Origin of the sequence: Streptomyces globisporus C-1027 (assembly GCF_000261345.2) — a bacterium.
Classification (GTDB): Bacteria; Actinomycetota; Actinomycetes; order Streptomycetales; family Streptomycetaceae; genus Streptomyces; species Streptomyces pakalii.
In genome coordinates this window covers 7,224,982-7,238,772 of the sequence record NZ_CP013738.1, presented here as the reverse complement: position 1 = coordinate 7,238,772, position 13,791 = coordinate 7,224,982, and the positions used below count along the sequence as shown (strand labels likewise).

Genomic DNA, 13,791 nt, shown 5'->3' with positions numbered 1-13,791 from the left:
CCCATCTACACAACACGGCTCCACGGCCCGTGGCGGGAGACCCGCTGCGCTCGCCGGTCGGCACCCGGGTGGTCGTCGACGCGGCCGGGGCCCCGGGGACATCGGCCGAGGCCCTCGCCGGCGCCCTCACCGCCCTCGGCCTGGCACCGGAGACGACCGGGGCCCCGGGTACGGGCGACGCCGCCGCCTACTGCGCGCTGCTGCTGGGCGAGGAGGCGTACGGCGCGGAGCGCTCGCCGGGCCTGGACCGCGAGCGCGTCCGGGCCGCCGCCCTGGCGATGGCGGCGGCGGGCCGGGGCCGTCTGGTCCTGGTGACCGACGCGACGGGCGAGACGCACGCCGGGACCGACCCCGAGCGGCACGCCCGGCTCGCCGCCGACCGGGCCTGGTGGCAGCACCTGGTCACCGAGGTCGCCGGGCGCGGTGTCGTCGGCAACACCCTGGTCACCGGGTACTCCCCCGGCCTGGGCCATCTCCTCGCGCCCGTGGCCGAGGCCGGGCTGCTGCGCTATCTCGTGCAGCGCCGGGCGACCACGGCGGCGGATGTGGCGGCCTCGGTGGCCTTCCTGGTCTCCGAGGGGTGCTCGTACCTGGTCGGGGAGACCCTGCCGGTCGACGGGGGCGCGGGTCTCGGCCAGATCCCGTCGCTGCCCCCTGGGCCGCCGGCCGCCGTCCCCGCGCCGCGCAGCACCCCGGCGGAGCAGCCGGCCCCGGCACCGGTCACCGGCCCGGACCTGCTGGGCCACACGGTCCTGGTGGCGGGGCCAGCAGTGGTATCGGGAGGGCCGCCGCCCTGCATCTGGCGGGGCGGGGCGCGGACGTGGTGCTGGCCGCGCGCCGGACCGGGGCGCTGGAGGAGGTGGCCGCCGAGATCGAGGCGGCGGGCCGCCGGGCATGGACCCTGCGCTGCGACCTCTCCGACCCCGAGGACGCGGCGTCGCTCGGTGAACGCGCCTGGAAGACGGCCGACGGGGTGACCTCGCTGCTGTACGCGGCCGGGCACCTCGGCTTCAGCGCGGTCGGCGGCGACCCCGCCTCCGCCGCCCGGACGTTCACGGTGAACCTGCACAGCTTCGTCGCGGTCACCGAGTACCTGGCGGCGCGCTGGCGGGACGAGAAGGTGCCCGGCGCGGTGGTCGGGGTCTCCTCGGTCAGCTCCACGCTCAGCCCGGTCGCCGGGCTGGAGTACTACGGGGCGAGCAAGGCGGCGATGGCCCAGTACATCCGCTGTCTCGCGGTCTCGGTGGCCCGCCACGGCATCCGTGCCAACTGCGTGGCTCCCGGCATCATCGAGACGCCGATGGGTGACGCGGCCGGGCCCGAGCACCGGCGCGGCTGGATCAGCCGGATTCCGGCCGGGCGGGTCGGCGAACCGCGCGAGGTGGCGGCCGTCCTCGGCCATCTGCTGAGCGGGGCGGCCGCCCGGGTGACCGGTGCGGTGCTGCGCGCGGACGGAGGCTTCGGCCTCGGGGACGTGGCCCCGCTGCGGCCCGGCTATCCGGAGCCGGCACCGGCGGGTTCGGAGAAGGCGCGGGGGGAGGGCCGGTGAGCGCCGCAGGAGGGACGGGTGCGCCGCCGGTCGCTCTGGTCGCCGGGGCGTCCTCCGGTATCGGAGCCGCCGTCGCCCGCCGACTGGCCGCGCGCGGGAGTGCCGTGGCGCTGGTCGGCCGGCGGGAGGCCGAGCTGAAGGAGGTCGCGGAGTCGATCCGCGCGGCCGGGGGCACCGCCCTGCCGCTCACCCTGGACCTGGCCGAGCCGGGCGCGCCCGCCGACGCGGTCGCCATGACCACCGCCGCGCTGGGGCCGGTGGGGCTGCTGGTGTGCAGCGCGGGCGCGATCCGGCTGGCCGCCGTCCACGAGACGGAGGAGCGGCACTGGGAGCGGCAGCTGCGGGTGAATCTCACGGTGCCGTTCCTGCTGGCCCGCGAGGTGCTGCCCGGGATGCGGGAGCGCGGTTGCGGCTGGGTCGTGAACATCGGCTCGGGCGTGGGCTCGGAGGTGGTGCCGGGCAGCGGCGGTTACGGCGTCAGCAAGCACGCCGTGCACCGGCTCACCGAGCTGATCCACGAGGAGAACCGCGACCGGGGCATCCGCGCGGTCACCGTCGCACCGGGCTGGGTCTCCACGCGGCTCGCGGCCCGCCCCGCCGACCTCGGGGTCCCCGAGGAGGAGGTGCTGGACGCGGAGGACATCGCGGACACCGTCGCCTGGCTGCTGGACCGGCCGGCCCGGATGAGCGTCGGCCCCCTGATCCGCGTCGAGCCCTCGGCGAGCCGGGCGGCCGCCGGGGACGCCATGACCCGCCATCTGAACCGCTCCCGCGCCGAGGGCGCCGGACGGGCTGCTGAGGAGAACCGCTGATGGGCAGGACCACTCTCGTCGAGCACGACGTGCCGGTGGAGATGCGCGACGGAACGGTGCTGCGCGCCGATGTGTGGCGGCCCGCCGACGGGCCGCCCTCGCCCGCCGTCCTGTTCCGCACGCCGTACGGCAAGTCCCCGCTGGGCCTTGCCACCTTGACCCCGGCGCAGTGCGTGGACCGGGGGTACGCGGCGGTCGTGCAGGACACCCGGGGCCGGTTCGGCTCGGAGGGCGAGTGGGCCCCGCTGGACTGGTCGCGGGAAGGCCCGGACGGGTACGACACCGTCGAGTGGACCGCCGGACAGCCGTGGTGCGACGGGAACGTGGCCATGGCGGGCACCTCGTACCAGGCGATCGTGCAGTGGCTGGCCGCGATGGAGAAGCCGCCGCACCTGCGGGCGATCGCGCCGACGATGTCCACCTCCGCGCCCTTCGACGCCGAGCAGCTGGGCGGCTCGCTGCGGCTCGACCACCTCACGAGCTGGCTCGGTCTGACGGCCCTGGAGTGGGTGCAGCGCCGGGCGGCGGCGGGCGATCCGGTGGACGGGGCGGTCGTCGCCGAGGTCGTGCAGTTGCTCACCACGCCAGAAGTACCGCTGCGGCGCTGGCCGTTGTCGACGATCCTCGACTTCGAGGGGTTTCCCGGACGGCTGCGGGACATCTTCGCGGGGAGGGTGGCGACGGTGGCCGACTACCGCCTCGGCGAGGTCGGTGTGCCCACCTTCTCGGTGGGCGGCTGGTACGACGTGTTCTCCCACGGCACGATCGAGCTCCACCGGGCGATGCGCGCCCAGGATCCGGTGGCCGGACGGCACGAGCTGGTCGTGGGTCCCTGGGTTCACTCCGGCCAGCTTCCGCAGGTGCAGGGCGAGGTGAACACGGGACCGTACGGCTCGGCACAGGGCGCGCGGCTGGCCGATCTGCACCTGGACTTCTTCGACCGCCATCTGCGTCCGTCCGCGGAGGACAGCGGGACGGCGGGGGGCGGTGACGTCCGGTACTTCCTCTTCGGCGACGACACCTGGCACCGTGCCGAGAGCTGGCCGCCGCCCGAGGCCGTGGACAGCCCGTGGTACCTGGCGGGTCCGGAGGGCGGCGAGGAGGACGGCAGGCTGCTCCCGGAACCTCCGCAGGAGGGCTTCAGGCAGGACGCGTTCACCTACGACCCGGAGAACCCGGTGCCTTCGCACGGCGGGCGGGTGCTCCAGCTCGGCCGGCTCGCGGCGGGCCCGCTCAACCAGGCCCACCTGGAGGCCAGGCCGGACGTGGTCCTCTACACCTCGGAGCCGCTCACCGAACCGCTGGACGTCGTCGGCCGGCAGCGGCTGCGGCTCCGCTTCGGCTCGGACGCGCCCGCCACCGCCGTCGTCGCCAAGCTCACCGACGTCCACCCGGACGGGCGCTCGCTGCTGGTGGCCGAGGCGAGTCTCCGGCTGGAGACCGAGGACGGCGCCCCGCCGCACGAGCCGTACGACGCCGATCTGCTGCTCGGGGACACCGCCTGGCGCTTCGCTCCCGGGCACCGGCTGCGCGTCCACGTGACCAGCAGCAACTTCCCCCACCTGGACCGGCATCCGAATGTGCCGGGCCCGGTGGGCGAGGCGGAACACTGCCGGCCGGCGCGGCAGACCGTCTGGTACGGCGGCCCGTACGAGAGCGTGCTGCGGCTGCGGGTACTGCCCGCGCCGAGCACCGGGGGGACCGCGTGAGCGACGACATACTCGACCCGGCGTCCGCCGCCGTGCCCACCGCCGAGCAGTGCGTCCTGGGCCCGCTGCTGCGCCGCCGTACCGCCGCCACGCCGGACGCTCCGTACGCGCTGATGCCGGACGGCGACATCCGGACGTACGCCCGGACGCTCCGGGAGACCGAGGAGTCGGCCGCCGCCCTCCAGGCCCTGGGCGTCGCTCCGGGCCAGCTGGTGCTGAGCTGGCTGCCCAACGGGCCCGACGCGCTGCGCGTCTGGTACGGGGTCAACCTGGCGGGCGCGGTCCTGGTACCGCTGAACATCGCCTACCGGGGCGCGATCCTGCGCCAGGTGATCGCTGACAGCGGAGCCGGCGTGCTGGTCTGCCGGCCGACGCTGGCGGCCCGGCTGGAGGAGGGGGGTGAGCGGGTCGGGGCGGTACGCACGGTGGTGCTGCTGCCCGGGCCCGAGGACGCGCCGGAGGAGGTGGCGGCCCTCGCCGGCCGGCTCGCCGGGCGCTACCGGGTGGAGACCGGACTGCGTTCGGACCGGGCGGAGTTCACCGAGCCGGTGCCCGCCCCGCAGCCGTGGGACCCGCAGACGGTGATCTACACCTCCGGTACGACCGGCCCGTCGAAGGGGGTGGTCTCCTCCTACGCGCACCTGTACTCCAGCTGCACCGCAGCCTTCCACGGCATGGCCGGTCCGGACGACCGCTATCTGCTCCAACTGCCCCTGTTCCACGCGGGCGGCACGATCGGCGCGTACGGGATGCTGGTGCACGGCGGATCGGTGACGGTCGTCCCCGCCTTCACCACCAGCGAGTTCTGGCCGCTGATCCACCGTACGGGGACGACGCTGTGCACCCTGCTCGGGGTGATGGCGACCTATCTCCTCAAGCAGCCACCGCTTCCGCAGGACACCGGGCATCCGCTGCGCGCGGCCTACGTCATCCCGTTCACCGAAGGCGCGACGGAGTTCTCCAAGCGGTTCGGCGTCCAGGTCCGCGCGCTGTTCAACATGACCGAGGTCGCGTGCCCGGTGCTCTCCGCGCCGGACCAGCACCCGGGCGTTCCGATGCACTGCGGGCAGCCCCGGCCGGGCATCACCGCCCGCGTCGTCGACGACCACGACCGGGAGGTTCCGGTGGGCGCGGCGGGCGAACTGGTGCTGCGGCCCGATCGCCCCTGGTCCTTCCTCACCGGCTATCTCGGCCGTCCCGCCGAAACGGCCGCCGCCTGGCGCAACGGCTGGTTCCACACCGGGGACGCGTTCCGGCGCGCCCCGGACGGCGGACTGGTCTTCGTCGACCGCAAGAAGGACGCCATCCGCCGGCGCGGCGAGAACATCTCGTCGTTCGAGGTGGAGGCCCAGGCCGTGGCCCACCCTGGCGTACTGGAGGCGGCGGCGGTCGCGGTCCCCGGCGACGAGGGCGAGGACGAGGTGCTGCTGGTGGTGGCGGACCGCGACCCGGCGGACCCGGTGGGTCCGGCGGCGCTGCTGGAGTTCCTCCGGGAGCGGCTGGCCCACTTCATGCTGCCGCGGTACATCCGGGTGCTGCCCGAACTGCCCAAGACCCCCACCGGAAAGCCGACCAAGCACACGCTGCGCGCCGACGGAGTGGTGGCGGGTACGTGGGACCGCGAGGCCGCCGGGGTCCGCGTCCGCAGGGAGAGGATCGTATGAGCCAGGACATACCCGACGCGGGGCAGGAGTTCGCGGCCGAGTGGGCGCGGGCGGCGACCGAGTCGTTCGCGGACTTCGCGGACCGGGTGGACGGCAAGGACGACGTACCGTTGCGGGCCTCCCTGGCGGACGGGGTCGCCACACTGACGCTGGACCGGCCGCGCCGACGCAACAGCCTCGATCTGACGCTCTCCCGCCATCTGCTGCTCGGCCTGATGTGCGCTGGCGACGACCGCCGGGTGCGCACGGTCGTGATCACCGGAAGCGGCGGGGCGTTCTGCGCGGGCGACGATGTGGAGAGCGTACGGAGATGGCGGCTGGGCGACCGGACGGACACACCCTTCGACCCGATCACCTCGGACGCGCACTACCTGCGGGTCTGCGAGGCGCTCCTGCACCTGCCGAAGCCGGTGATCGCGGGGCTGACCGGAGCGGCGGCGGGCGCCGGGGCGGAAATCGCCTGCGCCGCCGACTTCCGGCTGGCGGACACCCGGGCCTCGATCGGCAGTTGCCTGGCGGGGGTCGGCCACGTGGGGAACGTGGTGCTGATGTCCCGGCTGGCCGGACCGGCGCGGGCGACGGAGATCTATCTCACCGGGCGCATGGTCTCGGGGGACGAGGCGGTGCGGCTGGGCCTGTTCGACAAGCTCTGCGCGCCGGAGGATTTCGACCGCGAACTGGCGGAGCTGGCAGGCCGGTTCGCCGCGCTGCCGACCGCATCGGTGGGCCTGTTCAAGGAGTTGCGGGAGCGGAGCTGGGGTCAGCCGGCCGAGTACGGGCTGCGGCTCCAGGACGCGTACCACCTCAAGACACATGGCACGGTGGCCGACGCCCGTGAGGGCATGGCCGCGTTCGCGGAGAAGCGGCCGCCGCGTTTCACCGGCGACTGAGGGGCGGTGGACGGCTCCGTCACGGCCGTCGGCCGGCCCGGCGAAGCCGTCCGCCTTTGCGGCCGCGACGGAGAGAGTATTCTGATTCTGATGATCGAAGCGCTGCGGCACCCCCGCCCGGCGGCCTCGCCGCCCCCTCCTCCGCCTCTGCCCGCATCCGCGTACGCCTCGCCGTCCCTCCCCCCGTACGCCACCGGCCACGACGAGGAGCCCGTACGATGACCGGCCCCGAGAGCCGCACCATCGCCGGTTCCCGAGTGGTGGAGACGGCGCACAGCGCCGAGGTCTCCGGCGCCCGGCTGCACTACTGGACCGCCGGTGCGCCGGACCGTCCGGGCATCGCACTGACCCATGGTGCGGGGGCCGACCACCGCATGTTCGATCCGCAGATCCCGGCCCTGGTGGAGGCCGGCTTCCGCACGTTGCGCTGGGATGTGCGCTACCACGGCGCGTCCGCCTCCGGCACCGGCAGATTCCGTACGGTCTACGCGGCGGACGACCTGGCGGCACTGCTGGACGCGGCGGGGATGCCCCGGCCGCTGGTGCTGCTGGGCCAGTCGATGGGCGGCAACATCTCCCAGGAGTACCTGCGCCGCCGGCCCGACGAGGTCACCGCGCTCGTGGTGATCGGCTCCACGTCCAGCACCCTGCCCATCACCCGGCGCGAACGGCGCGCCCTGGCCCTCTCGCGCGCCCTCATGCGGCTTGTCCCCTACCGCCGTCTCACCCGGTCGATGGCTCTGGCGTCGGCCGAGGACGCCGGGGCCCGCACGTATCTGCGGGAGACCTTCGCGGCCAACGGACGGCGCGCCTTCCTCACCACCTGGGACGGCATGACCCGGGCGATCGACCCGTCGCCCGGCTACCGCGTGGCGAAGCCCGAACTCCTGATCTGCGGCGAACACGACGGCACGGGTAACATCCGCTCGGCGATGGAGCGGTGGAGCGAACGCGATCCCCACAGCGAGTTCCATGTGATCCCCGGTGCCGGACACGTCGCCAATCTGGACCGACCCGACGAGGTCAACCGGCTGACCGTCGCCTTCCTGAAGGCCTGAGACCCGACGAGACCATGACTGCCGACGAGACCATGCACGACGACGACCTCACGTCCGGCCCGGGGACCCTCCCCGCCACCGGTTCCGGGGAGTTCAGCGCCGCGGAGGCGTCCTTCATCAGCGAGATGGGTTCGCTGATGGAGCGGTGGGGCCTCCCGCAGGCCACCGGACGCCTCTTCGGCTACCTCCTGCTGCGCAACAAGCCGGTGGACCTCGACACCATGACCCGCGAACTCGGCCAGGCGAAGAGCGGACTGAGCGTCGCCGCCCGCCAGTTGGAGGCCTGGACGCTGGTGCGGCGCTCCACCCGCCCCGGCAGCAGGCGGATCGACTACGAGGCCGTGGGCGACCTCCAGCACCTGCTGCTGGTGAACAACGCCCATATGCGCAAGTTCACCGAGACGCTCACCTCGGGCGTCCCGGTGGCGCGTGGCGAGGCGCGGGACCGGTTGGCGTCGCTGGCCGAGCTGTTCAACGGGTACGTGGAGCAGACCGAGGCGCTGGTGGCCGACTGGGAGGCCCGCCGCACCGCCGCCTCCTGATCTTTCCCGCCGGACCGCCGCCCCGTTCCTCCGGCTCCCCGCTGCCGAACCAGGTTCCCTTTCCCCAGAGTCCCGACTTCCCGAACTTCCCGACCCCGACGGAGTGATCGTGAACGTGTCGTACGACCTGGCGCCGCGCAACGGAACAGCGGCGGCGACCGCCGAGGCGGACCCCGCGGCCCCGGCACGGCGGAGCGTGATGGACGCCTGCTCGCTGGTGTACGACGACGCGGGCTGGCGGGCCTACCTGAACCGGCTGGGCGAGAACGCCCCCGAGTACCTGGACGTCTTCTCCGCCTCGTTCTGCCGGTACTTCGGGGCCTCGCACGCCGCGTACCGCGAGGCGCTGGCCGTCCGGTGGCAGGACGCGGTGGACGTGCTGCTGCCGCCCGGCCGACCGCCGTTCGACCTCGCCGCGCATCTTGCGGACCGGCAGCGGCAGGGCGTGACGGCCGAGTTCGCGATGGGCTCGGCGGAGCGGCTGCCGGACGGCCGTACCGTCAACGCGTGGCTGCTGGAGACCGTCCGGGAGGCCCGCGACCGGATCCACGTCTGGGCCGGGATCTCGCTGCGCGACCCGGCCGCCGCACTGCGCGAGGTGGAGGGTTCGCTGGCGGCGGGGGCGTCCGGCCTGTGCGTGATCCCCTTCCTGGACGGCACCGACCCGGCGGACCCGCGGTTCGCCCCGGTCTGGGACGCGGCGGCCTCCGCCCGGTTGCCGGTCTGGCTGCACACCGGCCACCACTTCGCCCGGAGCCGGCCCACCGGCCTGGGCAGCTGGCGCACGGTCGAGGCGCTGGCGGCACGCCACCGCGAGCTGTTGCTGGTGGCCGGGCACGCGGGGTGGCCCGACGTACGGGAGACACTGCTGACGGCCGCCCGGCACCCGGGGGTCCACCTGGAGTTCTCCTCGCACCGCCCCCGGCACATGGCCAAACCCGGCTCGGGCTGGGAGCCGCTGCTCCACCACGCCCGGGGTCTGGCCCGCGACCGGGTCATGTTCGGCACCTCGACCTGGGTCAATCCGGGACCGACCGGGCCACTGGCGGACGAGCTGGCCGAGTTGCCGCTACCGGACGACATCGTCACCGCCTGGCTCTCCGGCAACGCGGAGGCACTGGTAGCCCGCTCGGCCGGGGCTCACGGGGGCTGAGCCGCGCGGGGATCGTCCGGGGGGGGCGGAATGCCCCCGCATCCGCAGGGAGGGCCGCGGCAGCCCTCTGCATGTCGTCCGCGGGTTCAGCGCAAGCTGCCGGCCGACCCGGCAACGCGGCGTCACGTCACTCGAATGCCGCCACGCCACTGCGGCTGCCGCATGTCGAGCGAACGCCGTCGGCTCCGACGTCTCATGGGAAAGAAGCTTCGACACCGATGCCGGACCGGCACTGCGTGCGTGCAGACGGAAGCCGAGAGGACTGAGGAACCATGCGGGACAACACCGAGCAGATCCGAGCGCTCATCGAGGGGTGGGCTGAAGCGGTGCGCCAGGGCCGGATCGACACAGTCGTTGCGGATCATGCCGAGGACATCGTGATGTTCGACGTCCCGCCGCCCTACCGGGGCGTACGAGGGGCCGATGCCTACCGCAAGGTCTGGCCGGCCTTCTTCGAGTGGCTGGCTCAGGGGGCGACCTTCGACATCGAGGAGTTGGAGGTCACGGCAGGTGAGGACGTCGCGTTCGCCCACGCCCTGGTGCGATGCGGCACGGAGGACGAACTCACGGCTCTCCCCGGGCTCCGGCTGCGGCTCACCCTCGGGCTGCGCAGGGAGGCAGACCGCTGGGTGATCGCGCACGAGCACCATTCCTTCCCCGACCTGAGCGATCCCGGCGCCGAGGCCGAGGTCCGTGCCGTCCACGAGAACTAGTTCGACAGAACCGCGGCGAAAGATCTGGACGGCATGATGCAGCACTTCGCGGACGACATCGTCTCCTACGAGCACGACACGCCTCTGCAGTACGTGGGGCGCGACCAGGTGCGGGGGGTCTGCCGACAGGGTCTGGACTGGGCTCCGGTAGCCCTGACCTGGGATGTTCCCGACATGCGCGTGCTGATCCGCGGCGACATCGCCGTTGTCTGGGGTCTGAACCACATGACCGCTGGGGAAGCTGACGGCACGACCACGGAGTCCTGGTCACGAGGCACGCGCGTGCTCCAGCGGCGGAACGGCAAGTGGGCCATGATCCACGACGGCGGGAGGCAGACATCGACAGGACGGGTTGGGGTCAGCGGTCTCGCCTCCTCGTGCCCCGACCGCGACGCACCGACGCGGACTGTTGCCCTGATGCAGCCGCGAAAGCCCTCACTTGCTTTCGAGGTGCCCCAACGGATGTTCCGTGAGGGCCGCTTGGGCGTTGTCCCAGTCGGTCCGGTCGGTTCCGGTGATGTGGCGCAGGTAGGCGAGGCGGCTGGTCGTACCGCTGGACGTCGGCGGTTACACCCGCTCGATCACCCTGGTCCGGCGGGGCGATGTCCTGCACGCGGAGCACTGGACGTACTGCGGATTCGTCCGGGACCGCGGTGGCGCCGCCCGTACCGTCCCCACGACCTCCTTGGCCGGCGGGGAAGTCACTGTGCGGTGGGAGCTGGGGACGGCCGGGGACACCACCGGCCTCGAAGAGGCCCTTCGCGGTGAGCGCTACGAGCTCAGCACAGGCCTGGTCGTCGCCGGGCAGTTCAATTTCGAGACGCTACAGCTCTTCGCCGCAACGACCCTTGGCGGGTTCTGCCGCCTGAGCGTGCCCGAGAAGTCCGAGCTCGTGGCCCAGCGGGACGCGGCAGCGATCGTCGCCGACGGCTCCCTCGCCTACCTGACCCACATCCAGGTCTCCGAAGGGCCCGACACCGCCGACCGGCGCGCCGAGTTCTTCATCCACGCCTACGGGACCGCCGGGCCGGAGCTGGCCGGGCGGTTCGCCTCGTGTGTCCGTACCTGGGACCGGGGGGTGCGCGAGAGCTGGTACCCGCCCCTGAGCATCCACCCGGCCGGCACTCCCGACGACCAGTTGCCACCGGGCGACCTGGTCGACACCCCGGCCTGCCGCCTGGTTTTCGACTGGCCCGGCCGGGGCGCCCGCTCACAGCTCACCGCCCTGGCGCACGCACCCGCCCCCGCCGCTGCGAGTGTGCGGGAGGCCCCGTGATCTGCTGACTGAACGGCCCCTTCGAAGGCGGGAAGAGCACGCCGGCCGCCGAGCTGCGCCAAGCACTCGGCGGCGCCGTGTTCGGGCAGCCGGCGTAGCGGCCGCCAGCGGAAGCACGACTAGCCCGTTCTTAGGTTTTCCCAAGTCAACGCACTCGTCCGCGCGGTTTCAGCACGGTCGTGGGCAGTTCCGGGGCGGGCAGGCGATCGCCGTCGTAGCCGTGCACCTCGCCGAACCGCGAGCCCTCCTCCCAGTCCTTTCGTGCCTGGACGATCTCCTCGTGAGAACGGCCGATGAAGTTCCAGAACATCACGAGCTCCTCCTCGAACGGCTCGCCGCCCAGGAGCATCAAACCGGCGTCGGAGACGGCGCGCAGCAGCAGTTCGGTGCGGCCGCAACCGAGGTAGAGCATCGAGCCGGGCAGCACGGGTACGCCGTCGACCTCGGCCTCCCCCGACATGGACAGGACCGCGTACTCGAAGTCGGGGTCCAGGGGCAGGCGGGTTTCGGCGCCTGTGGTCAGGGAGAGGTCGGCGCCGACGATCGGTGTGTACGCCGTACCGGGCGAGGCCGCCCCGTCCAGTTCGCCGAGGATGACGGTGGCGGACAGGCCGGGGGCGGTGACGACGGGCAGGTCCACATGGTGCTGGAAGTGCGGCTCGACGTGGCGGTGCGCGTCCGGAAGGGCCACCCAGAGCTGCGCTCCGTGCAGAAGCCGGGCGTGTTCCTTCGGGCTCTCCTCGGAATGGCTGATGGCGCGGCCCGAGGTCATCAGGCCCAGTTCGCGGGGGCGTACCGTCTGCAGACTGCCCAGGCTGTCCCGGTGGAGCACCTCCCCGTCGTGGAGCCAGCTGACGGTCTGGAGGCCCATGTGCGGATGCGGCGGGACCTGCATGCCCGGCTCGTCGGCGATGTCGTCGGGGCCGTAGTGGTCCACGAAGGCCCATGCGCCCACCATCCGTCGGCCGAGGTTGGGCAGCAGACGGCGGACCTCGGTGGACTCGCCCAGCTGGACGCGGCGGGGAGCCAGCAGTTCACGGACGGGCTCGGCGACGACGAAACCCCGCCCGCCACAGACGGAGGGCGTGGCCTGGCGATCGAGATTGCTCATGGCGCTCAACCTATTCCCGTAGCGGCGTGGAGCACCGGGTCCCACGCCAGAATTTTAGTGGAATGTTCAACCAGTGTGCGCTGTTGTCATGGCTGAACGTACGGCGGGGCGGTCCGGAGAGGGCCGCACCACACGAAGGAGGACACGTGAGCGAGACCGAGACCTACTACGAGTTCGGCACCGCCGCCGACCGGTGGGACCGGGCGCAGATGTTCTTCGAGGCGAAGGAGTACCTGACGGCCGCGCGGATCCTGGGCGGACTCGTCGAGGAGGTGCCGGAGCAGGTCGCGCCGCGGCTGCTGCTGGCCCGCTCCTACTACCACTCCGCCAGGCTGGGAAAGGCGGAGGAGGAGCTGCGGCGAATCCTGGAGCTGGACCCGGTGGAGACGTACGCGCACCTCATGCTGGGCCGGACGCTGGAGCGCCAAGGGCGCAGCGCCGACGCCGCGCCGCACCTGCGGACGGCCGCGGCCCTCACCGGCGATTTCGGACCCGGAGCCGAACGCTCCTGAGCCGCCGCCCCGCGCCACCTGCCGGGCCCGCACCCTTCGGTGCGGGCCCGGTCTCCTTTACCCGCCGGTACGGGCATCGGACAATGGGATTTCCAGGACGAAGGGGTGGGGGATGAAGGGATCAGGGAGCGCCGCGTTACGCCGGGCGCGGTCGGGCGCGCTCATCGGGCTTGCGGTGGTGGTCTCGGCAGGCTGCTCCGGCGGTGACGGCGGCGGGACGAAGGGGGAGGCAGCCGAGCTGCGCGTTCGCCCGCCGGGTGTCCACAGCTGGACCGCCGAGCCGTGCGGCCTGCTCACGGGCGCACCGCCCGCGGAAGGCTTCACCCTCGGCAGCACCACCGACTCCGCCTCCCCCGAAGCCCGGGAGGACATCGGCGAGAGCGGCGGCCGGCCGCTCTACCGGCGGACCGGCTGCCTCGCGGATCTCAAGGGCCCGGACGGCGCGTTCTGGAAGCTCAGCGCCACGGCATCGGTGTACGAGGACTCCGAGCCCGCCCGCCACGCCTACCGCGTCAAGGAGGATCTCGACCGCGCTCACGGGCGCGGTCCCCAGAAGGTGCACGACACCGCCTACGCGCTACCGTCCGACGACCGGGGCCGCCCCGGCCGCACCCTCCTCCTGTGGAACGGTGACCTGGTGCTCGCGGTGTCCGCGTACGCACCGCACGGCAGCACGGAACGCGAGGTACGGAAGGACCTCGAACAGATCGTCGGGAACGCGGCCCGCCGCATCGAGGGCGGCTTACGCAACCACGACGCCTCCTCCCCCGCCCCCTGACGCCAGGGCGCCTGACGCCTCGAT

Annotated in this window: 15 protein-coding genes and 1 pseudogene; 14 read left to right on the top strand and 2 right to left on the bottom strand. The window is 73.2% G+C overall.

Going from position 1 to position 13,791, the window contains the following annotated elements; genetic code table 11:
* Positions 1-5: 5 nt before the first annotated feature.
* On the bottom strand, positions 6-398 hold the full coding sequence (locus WQO_RS37305) for a hypothetical protein (protein ID WP_335339666.1): 393 nt from the start codon (positions 396-398) through the stop codon (positions 6-8).
* On the opposite strand from WQO_RS37305, the gene WQO_RS37300 reads away from it, so the two are divergent.
* From WQO_RS37300 to WQO_RS31920, 12 genes and pseudogenes are all read left to right on the top strand, one after another.
* Complete coding sequence (locus WQO_RS37300) at positions 389-1,549, top strand: SDR family NAD(P)-dependent oxidoreductase (protein WP_335339665.1); 1,161 nt, start codon at positions 389-391, stop codon at positions 1,547-1,549. The genes WQO_RS37305 and WQO_RS37300 overlap by 10 nt on opposite strands.
* On the top strand, positions 1,546-2,361 hold the full coding sequence (locus WQO_RS31960; RefSeq protein WP_010059020.1) for an SDR family oxidoreductase: 816 nt from the start codon (positions 1,546-1,548) through the stop codon (positions 2,359-2,361). Before WQO_RS37300 ends, WQO_RS31960 begins: the two co-directional genes overlap by 4 nt.
* Positions 2,361-4,070: a CocE/NonD family hydrolase gene (locus tag WQO_RS31955; RefSeq protein WP_010059019.1), complete on the top strand. Its 1,710-nt coding sequence runs from the start codon at positions 2,361-2,363 to the stop codon at positions 4,068-4,070. The genes WQO_RS31960 and WQO_RS31955 overlap by 1 nt, the downstream gene beginning before the upstream one ends.
* A complete protein-coding gene (locus tag WQO_RS31950; protein ID WP_010059016.1) occupies positions 4,067-5,734 on the top strand; it encodes an ATP-dependent acyl-CoA ligase in 1,668 nt (555 codons plus the stop codon). The genes WQO_RS31955 and WQO_RS31950 overlap by 4 nt, the downstream gene beginning before the upstream one ends.
* Positions 5,731-6,624: an enoyl-CoA hydratase/isomerase family protein gene (locus WQO_RS31945; RefSeq protein WP_010059014.1), complete on the top strand. Its 894-nt coding sequence runs from the start codon at positions 5,731-5,733 to the stop codon at positions 6,622-6,624. The genes WQO_RS31950 and WQO_RS31945 overlap by 4 nt, the downstream gene beginning before the upstream one ends.
* A 90-nt stretch (positions 6,625-6,714) precedes the next feature.
* Positions 6,715-6,846 carry a hypothetical protein gene (locus WQO_RS37185; protein WP_257721869.1) on the top strand — a complete coding sequence of 44 codons (132 nt, stop codon included), beginning with the start codon at positions 6,715-6,717 and terminating at the stop codon, positions 6,844-6,846.
* Entirely contained in the window at positions 6,843-7,682 is an 840-nt protein-coding gene (locus WQO_RS31940; protein ID WP_010059013.1) for an alpha/beta fold hydrolase, read from the top strand. The genes WQO_RS37185 and WQO_RS31940 overlap by 4 nt, the downstream gene beginning before the upstream one ends.
* Positions 7,683-7,696: 14 nt before the next feature.
* Positions 7,697-8,224 carry a GbsR/MarR family transcriptional regulator gene (locus tag WQO_RS31935; protein ID WP_010059012.1) on the top strand — a complete coding sequence of 176 codons (528 nt, stop codon included), beginning with the start codon at positions 7,697-7,699 and terminating at the stop codon, positions 8,222-8,224.
* Between the two features lie 109 nt (positions 8,225-8,333).
* Positions 8,334-9,377, top strand: coding sequence for an amidohydrolase family protein (locus WQO_RS31930; protein ID WP_010059011.1), 1,044 nt, complete (start codon positions 8,334-8,336; stop codon positions 9,375-9,377).
* 272 nt (positions 9,378-9,649) lie between these two features.
* On the top strand, positions 9,650-10,090 hold the full coding sequence (locus tag WQO_RS31925; protein ID WP_050992282.1) for a YybH family protein: 441 nt from the start codon (positions 9,650-9,652) through the stop codon (positions 10,088-10,090).
* Between the two features lie 15 nt (positions 10,091-10,105).
* Positions 10,106-10,858: pseudogene (locus tag WQO_RS37020) on the top strand (YybH family protein); the annotation flags it as partial.
* Positions 10,797-11,366: a DNA mismatch repair protein MutT gene (locus WQO_RS31920; protein WP_010059010.1), complete on the top strand. Its 570-nt coding sequence runs from the start codon at positions 10,797-10,799 to the stop codon at positions 11,364-11,366. The pseudogene WQO_RS37020 and the gene WQO_RS31920, both read left to right, overlap by 62 nt.
* A gap of 145 nt (positions 11,367-11,511) precedes the next feature.
* Here the strand turns inward: WQO_RS31920 and WQO_RS31915 are convergent, their stop codons facing one another.
* Positions 11,512-12,477 (bottom strand): pirin family protein, encoded by a 966-nt coding sequence (locus WQO_RS31915; protein WP_010059009.1) that lies wholly within the window; start codon positions 12,475-12,477, stop codon positions 11,512-11,514.
* Between the two features lie 146 nt (positions 12,478-12,623).
* Between WQO_RS31915 and WQO_RS31910 the strand changes: the two genes are divergently transcribed.
* A complete protein-coding gene (locus WQO_RS31910; RefSeq protein ID WP_010059008.1) occupies positions 12,624-12,989 on the top strand; it encodes a tetratricopeptide repeat protein in 366 nt (121 codons plus the stop codon).
* A 112-nt stretch (positions 12,990-13,101) separates the two neighbouring features.
* Positions 13,102-13,767, top strand: coding sequence for a hypothetical protein (locus WQO_RS31905; protein WP_058954171.1), 666 nt, complete (start codon positions 13,102-13,104; stop codon positions 13,765-13,767).
* Positions 13,768-13,791 lie beyond the last annotated feature (24 nt).